The organism is Pseudoalteromonas sp. T1lg88 (assembly GCF_002964765.1).
Taxonomy (GTDB): Bacteria; Pseudomonadota; Gammaproteobacteria; order Enterobacterales; family Alteromonadaceae; genus Pseudoalteromonas.
Genome location: NZ_PQCF01000031.1, coordinates 338,828 through 353,104, shown reverse-complemented (window position 1 = coordinate 353,104; position 14,277 = coordinate 338,828). Strand labels below are relative to the sequence as shown.

Sequence of the window (14,277 nt, the reverse complement as noted above, 5' to 3'; positions counted from 1 at the left end):
TATCATCGGCCGCAAAGCTTGGGCCGAAAGTTATTTTTGTGCGGCTAGGCCGCGGTTCCTTGGTATAACTGGTTTAACAGCGCCGCCAGACGTAAGCCGCCGCGACGAAGTTGTTGTTCTACTACTGCCTGGTATTGATAGACATACTCGTACCCTAACTGCTCATTGCCCTGGGCATAGATGCTAGTTGCCAGTTGATGCGACTCCAGTAGCCAGGCTTTTACGTCAACGTTTTTATTTTGCGTGACTTGGCTTTGGGTACAGCATATAAAATCTTTATATTCAGAATATGACAATTGTTGATGCGCGATTAGTTGTGTGTCCCAAAGGCGATGTAAATTGGTCACTTGCGAGAAAAATTCGACATTAATGCGATTACCGCCACGGTCGGCGCTGCGGCCTACATGAAGGGGCTGATGAATATCGCCAATAAGGTGAATTAAAAAACGTAAATAAAATTGTTTGTCGGCGGCACTGGTATCCGCTTTGCTTAGCGCCGATATGGCGGTGAGAATAGCGCTGTAGGCATCTTTTATATCGGCCTTGTCGCTATGGGCTTGATGCTCGGTATTTAAAAATGCTTGCTGCGAGTCGATATTAATAAAGTGCCAGCGTGATGACTGACGTTGCCAAAATTGACCGGGAGCAGAGCGCATTTCATCGGCCCAGGTGCTGGCTCTTGCCAAACTCTGTCCTTCTAAAATAGCCATGACCTCGGCTTTTGCTTCGGCGCTTAAATGTTGCTCGGCGATGGCACCAATAATACGGTGACCATTTGCGCCCCAGGCCCATGCCTGGTTGCTAAAACTTATCCCAAAAGTTGTGCCCATCATCAAAACTGCTATTAGAGCGGCTTTAAATGAGCGGCGAATCAGCTGTAAATCCATTGTTGTTTTCACGTTGCATAGTTGCCCTGTGAGTTAAATTTTCCGAGTTTTTACAGTGAAAGAAAAGGACTTAAGGGGATTCATAATTACTTGTTAATAAATCTATTAAAACAATAGGTTATAATCTATGAATAAAATTACCTGTTGCAATAAGTAATAATAACTGGTGAAATGTCGGCAACGCAATTTCAATAAGCTATAAAGTCCGTTGCAATCGATCAAACGCTGGCGTGACAGCGCGCTGATATTAACAACTATTACCATTGTTGGTTTAATTAGTTATCTTGTCGGTCAGTATCGTCTGAATGCCCACTTGCCTCAGCTCGAATCCGTGCTTTCCACCTCATATAGCTGTAACACCTTGAGTGTCGGGAATAAAACCAGACTGACTCTGTTTGCGCCCAGTCAATCCCTAGCCAGTGAACTGGCACAGCAACTTTGTGTCGATGAGGTGGTATCAAAACAATATGGTGAGGTCTTTGCTTATTGGAGCGGCTCGTCTCAATACGAGGTGCATTTTCTTGGTAAGGGCCTGGCGCACCTGATTTTGGCCAAGGACAATATGATCCACGCCTTTGATGCCCGCAATACCTATGGCTATACGCCGCTGATTGGTTACCCCAGTTACACAGCTTACTTTATTGCCAGTCATGAAAAGCCAAAATTAGAGAAAGCGTATTTTCTCGATAAGCGTATCGGCCTAATTGACTATCCCACCAGTCGCTCGGGGCATATTATCCCCAAACAGGTATTTAAGGATTTGGATCTTAACCTTGATAGCCTGGATATCACCTTTGTGAACTCCCATGATGCGCTGCGTGACAAGCTAGCGCAGGGCGAATTAGATATTATCTCTTCTTACTGGCAGCAATCGGACCATCAGCGTTTTTCTGAGAACTATATCACCGCCATTGGCAGCAATATCAGCGGTAGTCACTGGTATCTTAAACGGGCTGCGGATAATCCTGATCTTGCCTGTGCCATTCAAACCAGGTTGATGACCCTGGCACAAGGGCGTGAGTCCAGTTATTTTAATGGCGCCAAACCCTATTGGCTGTGCCAACAGGGCGGTGGTCAATATTTAGGAGCGGGGCAATGAGTACCAGACGTTTAGTGGTGTCGCTGTTGCGCCGACGTTTTGCCAATCGCAGTTTTAATGCGCAAAAGGCGATCACCTTGTTTGCGCTCGGAACCTTATTTATCAGTATGCTGGCCTATTACCTGGGCGCTTTGGGGAGCTGGCAGCAAGGCCAGGCACAGGCATTGGCGCAGTTGAAAACACGTATCGCTTTAGATAGCAGCCATATTGGCTTGGCGTACCCTTTATTGGAAGTGCCCGCCGATGTTGAGCTTACCCAAGCCTACATAGAGAAACTGAACACGCATTTGCAGGCTCAGGATTACCCGCTGCAATTACAACAAATAGGCACAACGACCATCAACTCTGCGGCGGCGCCAAAGCACTTATTGTTGCAGCGCCCCGGAGCAGGTGAGCTGAGTATAGGATATTCATTGATGCCCATGCCGTTGCATCATGGGCTTAGCGTTTTGCCCCTGTTGTTGAGCATCTTGGCAGCCTTATTTATTTGGCCCTGGTTTAAGGCCATGGAGGTTAAGTTGCAGGTGTTGGCCGAGAAGCCAGAAATTAGGGTGGAGAAAAAGAGCCTGTTATTGGACTTGGCCGATAAAAGTATACGTTATGGCGAACATGGGATGCGTGTGACCCTGGCCAACAAGCCGCTGTGCTTTTATCTGGCATTGTTAGAGTTTGCCATAGAGCACCCGACTGTGACTCTGAATCAAAATAAAGATGTGCCGGCTGAGCTATTGGATTTGGCACACAAGTATTTCTCACGCCTGATTGAATTAGGCCACACCATTCGTAAGCGACCAAACTTCAGCAATAGCCTGGAGAAAACCCTGAGCGAGATCCGCGCTGCGTTAGACGAAGCCTTCACCGAGGACGGGGAGCAAAAAGACCCTTACTTCCCGCCTAAAGCCCATGGTGAAGGGTCACGCTCGCGGGTCCATCACTATGGGCTTAGCATCGCGGATCCCTCGGCGTTTGAAGTTATCGGCAAGTAAAGGCTGCGGGCACCTCAATGGTGTCGAGCGGGCTGTGCTGCTGCACATACGCGCTTAAAACGCTGGCATCAGCATCGCCGCTATCGACAAATCGCGGATCATTATTAAGCCTTGGATAGCCATCTCCACCGGCGGCATTGTAGCTGTTAATGCTCATGCGGTAGGTCTTGTCTGCCTTGATCGGCTCACCGTTAATACGTACCGACTTTAATGTAGCGCCGTCGCAGATGGCAGTAACATTGTTGAAATGAGCATAGGCGCCAGAGTCAGCCGGGTAGGCCGCTATTTTGCGAATATAGGCCAGCGCATCTTGGCCGCTAAAGTCGATATAACCGATGCGATTTTTAAACGGATGAACGCGCAGGATATCCTTATAGTTAATCTCACCGGCGACGATGGAGTCGCGAATTCCGCCGCCACTGATCACCGCAAAATCGGCCTTTACATGCTGCTTTTGTGCTTCGGTGATCACCTGTGCCAGGTTGGTAGGCATAAAGCGCACCTTGTTGCGATCGCCCTCAAGACGCACCTGGGTACTTCCCAGGGTAACGCTTAGCTTGCTCTGACCCTTGGCTTGATAAGGGGCAAGGAAGTTCACCATGTTTTGGTCGGGCTCAATATAGTTGCCAACCCATTGTTCTTGCTTATCTTTTAGATTTACCGGATGAAGTTGATAGTTAAGCAGGGTCACTTGCTCACCTTCGATGGCAAAGCGCGCCTCACCGACATACTTGCCCCACTCATGGGCCTGCATAATCCAGATGCCGTTTTGCTTATCCGGCTGGCAAGCCATGCCCGGGCGATAATCTGCAACCGCAACATTGGTGTCGTGCATACACACGGGCTCTTGCGAGTGGCCGCCGACTATCATGTCTATGGCGCCAGGGGCCAGCCGTCGTGCCAGGGTCACATCGCCCGGGGCATTAATGCCATGACCGGCATTAGTGTAATGGCCCATATGGGTTACGGCGATAATCACATCCGCTTGCTGGCGCTGCAAATCCGCCAAAATGGCATTGGTCGCCTTGGTGGGGTCGATAAAGTCGAAGGCACCGATAAAATCCGGGTTGGCGATTTTCGCCGTATCCGTGGTGGTAAGGCCTAACACGGCAATTTTAAGCCCTTGTTTATTGAGCATTACATAAGGCTGATAGGCATGCTTGCCATCGTCTTTATTTAAAATATTGGCGCTTAACAGCGGGAAATTCGCCCATTTTTGCTGTTTAGCCAACACAGGTAATGGATTATCGAACTCATGGTTGCCTATGGCCATAGCGTCATAGCCGAGCATGCTCATGGCTTTAAAATCCGGTTCTGCTTGTTGTAAGTCGGACTCGGGAATGCCGGTGTTGATATCGCCGCCGGAAAGCAAGATCACCGCGTCATTGCGTTCTTGTGCTTGGGCGCGTAATTGTGTCAGCAGCGTGGCGCGGGCGGCCATACCATATTCACCCTGAGCATTGGGCCAAAAACGGCCATGATGATCATTGGTATGCAAAACTGTGAGGTATTGGGTTTGGGCAGGCGCGTCTGGCGCGACATCCATGTTACTTGATTGTGTGCAGGCGCCGAGAAAAACGGCTGAAACTAAAAACAAAAGGCGCACGATACGATTCCCTTGAACGAATAAGTACGCCGATCTTAATGTAGTTTTATGAAGATTTCATTAGCATCAAAGGCTAATTAGGTTATTTACTCTAGCTTTTTACTCTGATGGTATGCGGCTATTGTCTATTTCTTCAGTGATTTATGGCATTAACGCTTTTTTGTACCGCCTGCTCGCGGCGCGCTAGTTCGGCCTTAGCGATACCCGCCTGTTGGTGATTTACACCTATCATCCAATTGAGGAAGCAAGCAGGGAGTTGTTTATAAGATTCGCCCTTATGTACACCAAAGTCGCAAATGACATTATTATTCTTGTTCATGGTCACTGTCGAAAAGTTGCTGAAATCATGCACACCATAGTAGGCAATTGTAGCGGGTTTGATAAGCTCAATTTGTTTTATAAATTTAAAGGTCTATAACTTTTTATTATAAAAGTTTAGGGTAAATGTAACCGCCGTTTACATTTAGGTATCAATTTGTTTTTGCGCTCAGTTAGTCGTGGAGAAAGGGGGCGGTGGGCGCTAAGGTAGGCGAAAAAGATAATCAAGGAATTTTTATGAAAGCTTCTCGCGCTGCAACACCTCTAGCAACCAGTGTGGTCACCGGCCTGACAATCGCTGCTGCAACCCTGGCCACACAGGCCCATGCCACCATAGTTGAGTTCCAAACCTCACAAGGCAGTTTCCAGGTCAATCTTTTCGACCAAAAAACGCCAACCACGGTAGCTAACTTTCTTGGTTATGTAGAGCGTGGCGACTATCAATCGACTTATGTTCACCGTTCGGTTGAGGACTTTATTATTCAAGGTGGTGCATACAGCTTTGACGGTCAGGCCGAAGCCATTGAAACGCAGGCACCCATTATCAATGAGCCGGTGTTTTCCAATGTGGCCGGCACCATCGCCATGGCTAAGGTTGGCGGCAAGGTAAACAGTGCGACCAGCCAGTGGTTTTTTAATACCGCTGACAACAGTGCCAATTTGGATCTGCAAAACGGCGGTTTCACCGTTTTTGGCCAGGTTATCGGCGAGGGCATGAAGGTGGTCAATGCCATTAATGCGCTGCAAACCTGTGGCGAGATCCCCATGGTGGATTACAGTGCAGAGCAATGTAGCCAAGGCGAAGATGCGGTGCGTGCCAACCTGGTGATGATCAACGATATTGTTGTTATTGATAACGACCCGAATTCGGCAATCGATCTGACCCCGGTTGAAAATACCCTGATCGACGAGGTCGAGCCCCAGTCGGACTCTGACTCCGGTGCCGCCTGGTGGTTTGCGCCGCTGGCTTTGTTAGTGGCATTACGTCGCCGCACTGTACGCTAAGAACGCGCTAATAAATACTTAGATAAATCGCCAAACCAGCGTCAGCCACATGGCCAGAACCACCACGCAACCCGCTAAAAAGGTAAAATAGCGGCTGCGCAGGTGGTTTGTGCTTAGGTGGATGACGCTGTGAATTACTCTGGTCAATACAAACAACCAGGCCAGGGCAACAAACGCATAACCCGAATTGTTGGTGGCGAGGGCACAGAGCACGGCCACATAAAACAGCACGGGGATTTCAAATTGATTGATAAAATTTCGTCCGGCGACCTGCACCGACTCTGGCGCTGAGCCGAGCTCCATGGTGGCAAACTGACGCATCTGTATTTGTTTCTTTTTCGCTGCCCCAAAGCGGCGGCGCCCCATTATTACCATCACTATCAAGGTCAGTAGCACCTGGGCAAACAGGGCAAGTATAAGCTGGCTGGTCACGTTAAGACTCCTTAGGTCTGCTATCAAATACTTAAGTAGCTCATCATTCTAGCGGGCTAAATTATCATGCTCACGGCGTTGGAATTTTTATGTGTAGAATAACTACACAATAAAAATTCCGCCTTGTAATCACATCATTTATCCAGCGCTATCTCTGAGCACATACTTAACAGTATTGGTATTAAATTCGCAAAAATACCATGTGGTTAGCATAGTTATTACAATTATATGGCTAATAAGCAAACAAGATTTTCATAATCTGTTACAAACTTAGGTGTTTTTTTATTGCATTTTAAACGGTGATTTTTGATTATGAAGGGCAATATTCATCAATAAGATTCAGCATAATGAAGAAAACAATCGTCCTTAGCGCGCTAGCGCTGGCCGTGTTGGCTGGTTGCAGCGCAACCTCGACACCCACTAACACCGCAGTGCAACTTGTTCCAGACACATTGGTAGTCAGCCCTAACGATAAGCGTGCTTATGAAACGCTAAAACTCGATAACGAAATCGAGGTGATCCTGGTGTCTGATCCGAGTGCGGAAAAATCGGCGGCGGCCTTAAGTGTGGGTGTGGGCTTGTTAAATGACCCCATGACGCAGCAGGGCATGGCGCACTATTTGGAGCATATGTTGTTTCTTGGCACCGAGCGTTATCCTGATACCCAGGGTTACAGCGACTTTATGACCAAAAACGGCGGCGCCCATAATGCCTATACCTGGCTGGATATCACCAACTATATGTTCAAGGTGAATAACGATGCCTACGGCGAAGCTTTGGACCGTTTTAGCGACTTTTTTAAATCACCCAAGCTGTACCCGCAATATACAGACAAAGAGAAAAACGCGGTAAACGCTGAGTGGTCGATGCGCCGCGAAATGGACTTTTTCGGTCAGTTTAAACTGGCTCGTAAAATGATGGGTGAGCACCCGGCCAACCGCTTCCTTATCGGTAACTTGGAAACCCTGGGCGATAAAGAGGGCAGCTCGCTGCATCAGGAAACCGTAGACTTCTACAATACCTATTATTCGTCAAACATTATGAAGGTGGCGATGATTTCAAATCGTCCCCTAAATGAAATGCGCCAACTGGCGAAACAGTACTTTGCCGATATTAAAAATAAGGGCATCGACAAGCCAGGCGTGACTCATGCACTCAACTACGAAAACGTTGGCGGCAAGCGTGTACACTACAAGCCAAACGAAGACGTAAAACAGCTTAAGCTTGATTTTATTATTGAAAACAACCGTGACGATTTTGCCTACAAGCCTAACCGTTTCGTTTCTTACCTGCTAAGCAATGAAATGCCGGGCAGCCCGGCGCAAATCTTGCGTGATAAAGGTTGGGTATCACAGCTAAGCGTCTCGGATTCATACAACAAGTATGGCAACTATGGCGAATTGAATGTGAATGTCGAGCTGACCGATGCCGGCATGCAAAATCGCGAAGAGATCCTTGCCACCATTATGCGTTATATCGAATTGATTAAGGCTAATGGCGTTGACGCCAAGTACTTCAGTGAAATTCGTACCTCACTTAATAACCAGTTCCAGTTCCTAGAAAAGAGCGACGAATTTGGTTATGTGTCGGCCCTGACGCAAAGCATGCAGGATTACCCGCTTAATAATGCCATTAACGCGCCTTATTATTATGCCGAATTTAACGAGCGCGCTATTAATGAGGTGTTGGGACAACTGAATGCCGATACCCTGCGCGTTTGGTATGTGTCTAAGGGTGAGCAAACTGACAGCAAGCTGCACTTCTATGATGGTGAATACCGCATCGAAGACATCAGCGCCGAAGAGCAAGCCAGCTGGCAGCAGCCGAGCCAGTTTGCCCTGGCTCTGCCTAGCGTAAACCGCCTATTGCCAGAGCATTTTGATATCAAAACCGCCGCCGCTAATACAGAGCAAAAGCCTAGCATCAGCTATGATAAAAATGGCGTTAAGGTGTGGTTACAGCCGAGTCAGTACTTTGCCGAGCAGCCTAAGGGTGTGGTTGAGGTATATGTGAACAGTCCGAAAGCGCAGCAGGATATCAAGGCTGGTGTGCTGCTAAGCCTGTGGGCCGATCTTTACAGCCTGTCGCAAGCGGCATTATCGACCGAGGCGGCGATCGCCGGCATGGCGGTCAATATGGATCCGGGCAATGGCTTTAGCCTAAGCGTCGGTGGTTTTACCGATAAACAGCCTGTGTTACTGAGTGAAGCGCTGGGCAACTTGAAGCTAGATGTTGAGCCGCAAGCCTTTGCTCAGGCAGTAGACCGCTATACCCGTGGTCTGCAAAATGCCAAGAAGCAGTTCCCCTTCTATCAGGCCTTTGGCTTGTACTCGGATCTGGTGCGCTCTGGTAGCCATGACAGCGAGCAGCTGATCGCCACTGCTAACAGTGTTACTGTTGCGGATCTTAATGCCTTGATGGATGACGTACTAAGCCGCAATAATGTGCGCGTATTCGCCTTTGGTAACTATGACGATGCCAGCGTTGCCGCCATCGCCCAAAGCATTGCCAAGGCCCTGCCCGAGCAACAAAAAGACAGCGACTATACGCGCTCGAAAACCTGGAAGCCTAAAGCCGGTGAAACCTATGTGGTACAAAAAGACATAGAAGTTGCCGATGTGGCCATTATCGATATGGCTTATCACCCACAATCTGGCTATGCGCAAAAAGCCGCAGCCGCCGTGTTACAGGGTCACTTCCGTACCGTGGCTTTCGATAAGCTGCGTACCGAAGAGCAACTGGCCTACGCCGTTGGCGCCACCGCGCGTCCATTGGAAGATTACGCCGGTATTGGCTTGTATATCCAAACCCCGGTGAAGGATGCCAAGGCCATGCAGGCGCGTTTCGATGAGTTTAAGGTGCAATACGCCAAGGTGTTAGCCGAGCTGGACGAAGCCACCTTTGCTCAGTTAAAGAATGCCTCACTTGTGGCGCTAAAAGAGCAGCCAAAGAACCTGACCGACGAGCTGAGTCGTTTGATGCCGGATTGGTATCGTGAGCGTTTTGAGTTCGACAGTCGTGCCAAGTTACTGGCCGCCGTTGAAGCGCTGACCCTTAAAGATATGCAGGACTTCTATCAGCAGACCATGATGAACCCGGAGGCGGCTCGTCTAAACGTGCAGCTGCGCGGCACCAAGTTTGCCGACAAGCCGTTCGCAGATTTGCCCAAGCAAACGAAAATAGAGTCGGTGGCTGATTTCCACCGCGTCGTAAGCTGGCAATAAGCAAATAGAAAAGGCTCCCTCGGGAGCCTTTTTACACTGAGCTGTAGGTCGGTCTTTAGGCCGACAAAATATACAGCATATACACTTTGTCGGGGTGAACCCCGACCTACAATGCAATTGCTGCATTAGGTATTTGAAATTAACTTATTAATCTCAGCGCTCATTTCGCTCAAGGCTTGTTGCCAGGCTTGGCTTAAGGCCTTAGCCAGGGCTTCGTAGCCATCTTCGGCCAGGGCTTGGCTGTGATAAAAGCGGGCAATTTTCAACACATGCAGCTTGCCCTTGGCATCCACCTTAGACAGTCGCCAGGTGCCTGCTATTTCCGCATTGTTGTCCAAACCACCATTAAACTGCTCTATGCTGACATCGAGCTGAAAAAATGAGGCTTGCAACTGCTCGGCATAGACATCTGCACCCTTGACCACCATCACCTTATCGAGTTCTTGCATCAACTGCGACTGCGCCATGGTGGCCAGTAAATGCGCCGGTGCATCGGCCCAAAAATGATAGTTGGCGCTGTACACCTGATGCTCGGAGCGTTTGATCACCATGGCGCGGTTATTCAGTGTACCGCGCACAGCAATAGGGCTTAGGCGCAGCAGGTGTTCGCTTTGCAGATGATCGCGGCTAAACAGGGAACCCAGCGCCTCGTTTTGATTTGTGCCTTGCAACTGATAATGATGCAAACTCGTGCTGCTGCTTGAGCAGGCGCCGAGCAGGGCGCAGGCCATCAGTAATGTAAGTAATCGCGACATTAATCTTTACTCCTTGGGGTAGGGTCGACGGGCAGCTCCTTGTCGAAAATCAGCATATTCGGTTGCTCGTTCAGGCCTCGGGACAGCGGCTGTAATTCGTCCATAAGGCGCTGTACTTGCTGTAATGTGCTTTGCAGCTCCTGATACATGCCGGAGCCGTTTTGGAAGCTGGCCATGGTCAGCTCAAATTGCTCCATACTTTGCTCGAACTGACGCATACTTTGGCTGATATCGGCCATGTCCTTGCTAATATCACCGGGCAGGGCGCGTGTCGCAGGCTCATTAATAAAGGTGCGCATATCCGCGGCCAAAGCTTCATAATTGGCCATGGTCTGCTCAAATTGGGACAGGCTTTGTTCGACCTTGAGGTTTTTCACCTTGTTAAGCACATCGTTGAGCTGGTTCGCTAACGCCGAGATACCGCTCGATGTACTTGGGAATACAGTATATTCACCACGTTTGGTCAGCACCGCCGGCTCGGCATCCGGATACATGTCTAAATCCACATACACGGCGCCGGTAAGCAGGTTGCCGGGTTTAAGCGATGCTCTTAAGCCCTCGGCCAACCAACCTTCAACGCGGGATTGCCAATACTCCCTTGCTTGTTGGGTATCGCGATAGAGACGACCGTATTCGATGCGCACCAACACGGGCACTGCACTGCTGGTATCGCCAAAGTGGGCCGGAGCGCCATCTATGATCACCTCGGCAGGTACCTGCTCTACCGTTCCTATGCGCATGCCACGGTATTCCACCGGTGCGCCCTCGCGCAGGCCACGGATCGACTGTTCAAACTGCACCAGGTAATGGTCGAAATCATAAAAGCGTTGTTCTAGTGCCTTGCTGTAACTTTCACTGAGACTAAAGGTATGGCCTTCTTTAACCACGGGACCCGGTGAATTGTCCTCGGGAATTCCTAGCGAAATGCCGCCTTTAAGCAGTTTAGACAGTGAGCCGGTTTTTATACTGATGCCATCTGCATCCAGGTTCACCTCAAGGCCGGATTGCACCCAAAACACTGTGTTGAGTGTAACCAGATTTTCGTATGGTGCATTGATAAACAGGCCATAGCGCATCACCTGTTGATCCCAGTCGAAGTGGGCGGTTTCGATTTGGCCGATAAGATAACCTTTAAAGTAGACGCCTGTACCAACTTCAAGTACCTCGGCATTACGGCTGGAGAGCTTATAGCGGGCGCCTTTTACATCGTTGCCAATCAGGGCCGGCTCTTCTAGTAATTCAAATCGGTTAACCAGCTCGTCGCTTTCGCCAGGGGCAAATTCGATATACACGCCCGAAAGCAGGGTACTAAAACCGCTAACGCCGGTTTCATCGATGCGTGGTTTTACCACCCACATCTTAGCGTCTTCGCTCAGTAAGGAGTCGTAATGTTTATCGATTTGGGCTCGCACTATGACATGATCACGTGAATTGGCCAGGCGAATGGCATCAACCGTGCCTATTTTTACGCTGCGCACCTTGATCTCCGTTTTACCGGCGACTATGCCCTCGGCCTGAGCCATTTTTATATAGATGGTTTGCCCTTTATCTAATTGATATTCAAGCAACATCCATGCACCGACAAACAGCGCCAGCAAGGGGATCAACCAAATCGGTGAAATTCTTGCCGCGGCTTGTATGTATGCAGGTTTAGTCATTTACCACTCCCTTTACCTGTTCGGGGGGATCCCAAATCAATCTTGGGTCGAATGAATGAGCGGCGAGCATTTGACAGATCACCATAGCTCCGAAACACATGGCGCCGAATCCCGGCTCCACAGACATAAGATTGCCCAGCTGCACTAAGGCCACTAACAGGGCGACCACAAAAACGTCGATCATCGACCACTTGCCGATAAATTCGGTCACCTGATACAGGCGCGTATAGGTGCCTGATCGGCTGCCAACCTGACGATAGACCAGTACGCACAGGGTGGCCAGCACCATGGCCTTAGCGAAAGGCACCACCACACTGGCTAAAAATATAATGGTCGCTATGGGGTAAGAGCCCACTTCCCATAATAAAATAACACCGCCGATCAGCGTCGATGGCTCCCTAGAGCCCAGGCTGGTGGTATACATGATAGGCAATACATTGGCGGGTATATAAAGCAGCACAGAGGTGATCAGCCAGGCCGCCGCTTTTTGCAGCCCTTTCATATTGCGAAAATGGGTGGCGGTGTGACACCTGGGGCATCGTTTTTCTGTGGTTAACTGATGGCAGGTATGACAGGCGCGTAATTGCGCATCTATGGCGCGAATACCACTGCTGACCGGCACATCCTGATAGGGACTGATCTGCTGCCATAAACGCTCATTGTTAACCCGGCTCATGGTGGCGATATAACAGATCACAAAACCGGCATAGGCCCAAAAGCTCTGCCCGAAGGACACATCGGCCAGGCTCATGATCTTAACCATGCTGATCAACACGCCGACCAGGAAAATCTCCGACATCACCCAGAGTTCCAGCGCCAGGGTGAACTTTAGAACGCGCCTTCCCCATTGTTTGGGCAGGCTGCGCAGTAAACCCATGTGCAAGGGCACCAGCAAGATCAGCATCAGCAGCGGCAGGATAATAATGCTGATATCGATAAACACCCCAAGCAAGGTGCTGTCGTAGTTAAATAGCATGCGCCCGGCATCGGGCAGGGTGATGGTCTGGGTCAGGCCGTTACTGGAAAAAGAAATAAAGGGGTAAAACACCGAGCTGAGCAAAAGTATGATAGCGCTCAGGCTTAGGGCGACAACCTGGGCATCATTATTTTCGGTACGAAGATTAATTTGGCTGCGACAATGAGGACACTTGGCGACTTGCCCGGCTGCTAAGTCTGGAACTTCAACAATGAAATCACAATGTGAGCAGGCTAGACGCATGGCTTCCCAAAAATAATAAATTACCGCGTATCTGGTAAGAATAGCCGTTTTAGGCGCTTAATCCTAGTAACTTATTGTTACATAAATGCAGCTAAGTGGTGACTGAGTAAGATAAAAATGTGGTTAGGGCAGGGGAAATTTAAAAGCGGCTAAGTGCCTGTGACAATCCAGTGGCGGGAACATTGGCAACCTGGACCATGGCCGGTGCCTGGACACCGACCACAATTTAGCTAAAACCTGCCTAGGCAAATAAGGCGACGGTTTGCTTACTTTGGGCTATCACATCGCCGCTCTCGGTATATAAGGTGGCATCTTCATAGGCATAGCCGTTGTGGGCAGCCGTGGTGGTGATATCCACCCCCACCCAGTCGCCAGCGCTAAGCTTTGGCAGATGCAGGCATTCCACATGCCAGCTCATGCTACTGGCCGGCGCCGGGCTTGGGAAAACCTGAAGCTGCGACGGCGGCCAGCTGTCAATCAGGGCGATAAGATGAGTCCAGTCATAATCTTGCGTTTGCTCTTTAAAGCGCATCCAGCCACTTAAGTCAGTGGCTTGGCTGGAGCTGTAGGGCATGCCACCTGCCACTAAATTTAAATCCACATACTGAAAGAAATTGGGCATCACCCCCTGCACAAAGGGCAAGCAGTTATCGGCGTTAGGCGCCTGTTTCCCCTGCAATTGGGCGTAGGGTACTTCAACAATGGACGCGCGGTCTTTGGCAAACAAGCCCTGCACAGTTAAACAGACCTGATTATGTTGGGTAATGGTGGCCGCATATTGGCTTGAATTCTTACCTTCACGCAGCAAGTTAAAAGACAAGGTAAAAGGCTCATCCGGGGCGATGGGGCCGACAAATTGGGCGCTAAAGGAGCGTAGGGTGCGCTCGTCATGGCAATGCAGCAACATGGATTGCAAAGCAAAGGCGCAGGAGAGCCCGCCAAAAGCGGTGCGCCCCTGAGTCCATGTCTCTGGGAACTGCAGGGTTTGGGTGTCTTTTTCACTGACCAAGGCCATAAGCTGATCAAAAGTCATAATCTGATTCCTATTTGTTCTTGTCCGACCAGTTTAACGCGTAAACCTTGTTTGT

The 14,277-nt window shown here is 49.6% G+C and carries 12 protein-coding genes; 4 read left to right on the top strand and 8 right to left on the bottom strand.

Features of this window, described 5'->3' with window-relative positions:
- Nucleotides 1-44: 44 nt before the first annotated feature.
- A complete protein-coding gene (locus C2M34_RS10790; RefSeq protein WP_158677908.1) occupies nucleotides 45-833 on the bottom strand; it encodes a S1/P1 nuclease in 789 nt (262 codons plus the stop codon).
- A gap of 262 nt (nucleotides 834-1,095) precedes the next feature.
- On the opposite strand from C2M34_RS10790, the gene C2M34_RS10785 reads away from it, so the two are divergent.
- The gene (locus C2M34_RS10785) at nucleotides 1,096-1,986 is read left to right on the top strand and encodes a PhnD/SsuA/transferrin family substrate-binding protein (RefSeq protein WP_105201502.1); all 891 of its coding nucleotides are present in this window, start codon (nucleotides 1,096-1,098) and stop codon (nucleotides 1,984-1,986) included.
- Nucleotides 1,983-2,972: a hypothetical protein gene (locus C2M34_RS10780; RefSeq protein ID WP_105258757.1), complete on the top strand. Its 990-nt coding sequence runs from the start codon at nucleotides 1,983-1,985 to the stop codon at nucleotides 2,970-2,972. The genes C2M34_RS10785 and C2M34_RS10780 overlap by 4 nt, the downstream gene beginning before the upstream one ends.
- On the opposite strand, the gene ushA is transcribed toward C2M34_RS10780, so the two are convergent.
- On the bottom strand, nucleotides 2,959-4,578 hold the full coding sequence (gene ushA, locus C2M34_RS10775; protein WP_105258756.1) for a bifunctional UDP-sugar hydrolase/5'-nucleotidase UshA: 1,620 nt from the start codon (nucleotides 4,576-4,578) through the stop codon (nucleotides 2,959-2,961). The two genes, C2M34_RS10780 and ushA, sit on opposite strands and share 14 nt — an antisense overlap.
- Before the next feature lie 133 nt (nucleotides 4,579-4,711).
- Nucleotides 4,712-4,897 (bottom strand): hypothetical protein, encoded by a 186-nt coding sequence (locus C2M34_RS10770; protein WP_105214243.1) that lies wholly within the window; start codon nucleotides 4,895-4,897, stop codon nucleotides 4,712-4,714.
- Nucleotides 4,898-5,133: 236 nt separating this feature from the next.
- On the opposite strand from C2M34_RS10770, the gene C2M34_RS10765 reads away from it, so the two are divergent.
- A complete protein-coding gene (locus tag C2M34_RS10765; protein WP_105258876.1) occupies nucleotides 5,134-5,901 on the top strand; it encodes a peptidylprolyl isomerase in 768 nt (255 codons plus the stop codon).
- 18 nt (nucleotides 5,902-5,919) lie between these two features.
- Here C2M34_RS10765 and C2M34_RS10760 read toward each other — a convergent pair whose 3' ends face one another.
- Nucleotides 5,920-6,333 (bottom strand): MAPEG family protein, encoded by a 414-nt coding sequence (locus C2M34_RS10760; protein WP_105214241.1) that lies wholly within the window; start codon nucleotides 6,331-6,333, stop codon nucleotides 5,920-5,922.
- 347 nt (nucleotides 6,334-6,680) lie between these two features.
- On the opposite strand from C2M34_RS10760, the gene C2M34_RS10755 reads away from it, so the two are divergent.
- Nucleotides 6,681-9,557: an insulinase family protein gene (locus C2M34_RS10755; RefSeq protein WP_105258755.1), complete on the top strand. Its 2,877-nt coding sequence runs from the start codon at nucleotides 6,681-6,683 to the stop codon at nucleotides 9,555-9,557.
- Between the two features lie 125 nt (nucleotides 9,558-9,682).
- Here C2M34_RS10755 and C2M34_RS10750 read toward each other — a convergent pair whose 3' ends face one another.
- The 4 genes from C2M34_RS10750 to C2M34_RS10735 form a co-directional block, all read right to left on the bottom strand.
- Nucleotides 9,683-10,312 carry a PqiC family protein gene (locus C2M34_RS10750; RefSeq protein ID WP_105214237.1) on the bottom strand — a complete coding sequence of 210 codons (630 nt, stop codon included), beginning with the start codon at nucleotides 10,310-10,312 and terminating at the stop codon, nucleotides 9,683-9,685.
- Nucleotides 10,312-11,970, bottom strand: a complete 1,659-nt coding sequence (gene pqiB / locus C2M34_RS10745; protein ID WP_105201495.1) for an intermembrane transport protein PqiB — start codon at nucleotides 11,968-11,970, stop codon at nucleotides 10,312-10,314. The genes C2M34_RS10750 and pqiB overlap by 1 nt, the downstream gene beginning before the upstream one ends.
- The gene (locus C2M34_RS10740; protein ID WP_105201494.1) at nucleotides 11,963-13,189 is read right to left on the bottom strand and encodes a paraquat-inducible protein A; all 1,227 of its coding nucleotides are present in this window, start codon (nucleotides 13,187-13,189) and stop codon (nucleotides 11,963-11,965) included. The genes pqiB and C2M34_RS10740 overlap by 8 nt, the downstream gene beginning before the upstream one ends.
- 241 nt (nucleotides 13,190-13,430) lie before the next feature.
- Nucleotides 13,431-14,222 carry an acyl-CoA thioesterase gene (locus tag C2M34_RS10735; protein WP_105201493.1) on the bottom strand — a complete coding sequence of 264 codons (792 nt, stop codon included), beginning with the start codon at nucleotides 14,220-14,222 and terminating at the stop codon, nucleotides 13,431-13,433.
- Nucleotides 14,223-14,277 lie beyond the last annotated feature (55 nt).

What these genes read in the sequence shown, in the direction of transcription:
- C2M34_RS10790 (WP_158677908.1), bottom strand. Translation starts at nt 833, where the DNA reads ATGATGGGCACAACTTTTGGGATAAGTTTTAGCAACCAGGCATGGGCC.
- C2M34_RS10780 (WP_105258757.1), top strand. Translation starts at nt 1,983, where the DNA reads ATGAGTACCAGACGTTTAGTGGTGTCGCTGTTGCGCCGACGTTTTGCC.
- C2M34_RS10770 (WP_105214243.1), bottom strand. Translation starts at nt 4,897, where the DNA reads ATGAACAAGAATAATAATGTCATTTGCGACTTTGGTGTACATAAGGGC.
- C2M34_RS10765 (WP_105258876.1), top strand. Translation starts at nt 5,134, where the DNA reads ATGAAAGCTTCTCGCGCTGCAACACCTCTAGCAACCAGTGTGGTCACC.
- C2M34_RS10755 (WP_105258755.1), top strand. Translation starts at nt 6,681, where the DNA reads ATGAAGAAAACAATCGTCCTTAGCGCGCTAGCGCTGGCCGTGTTGGCT.
- C2M34_RS10750 (WP_105214237.1), bottom strand. Translation starts at nt 10,312, where the DNA reads ATGTCGCGATTACTTACATTACTGATGGCCTGCGCCCTGCTCGGCGCC.
- pqiB (WP_105201495.1), bottom strand. Translation starts at nt 11,970, where the DNA reads ATGACTAAACCTGCATACATACAAGCCGCGGCAAGAATTTCACCGATT.
- C2M34_RS10740 (WP_105201494.1), bottom strand. Translation starts at nt 13,189, where the DNA reads ATGCGTCTAGCCTGCTCACATTGTGATTTCATTGTTGAAGTTCCAGAC.
- C2M34_RS10735 (WP_105201493.1), bottom strand. Translation starts at nt 14,222, where the DNA reads ATGACTTTTGATCAGCTTATGGCCTTGGTCAGTGAAAAAGACACCCAA.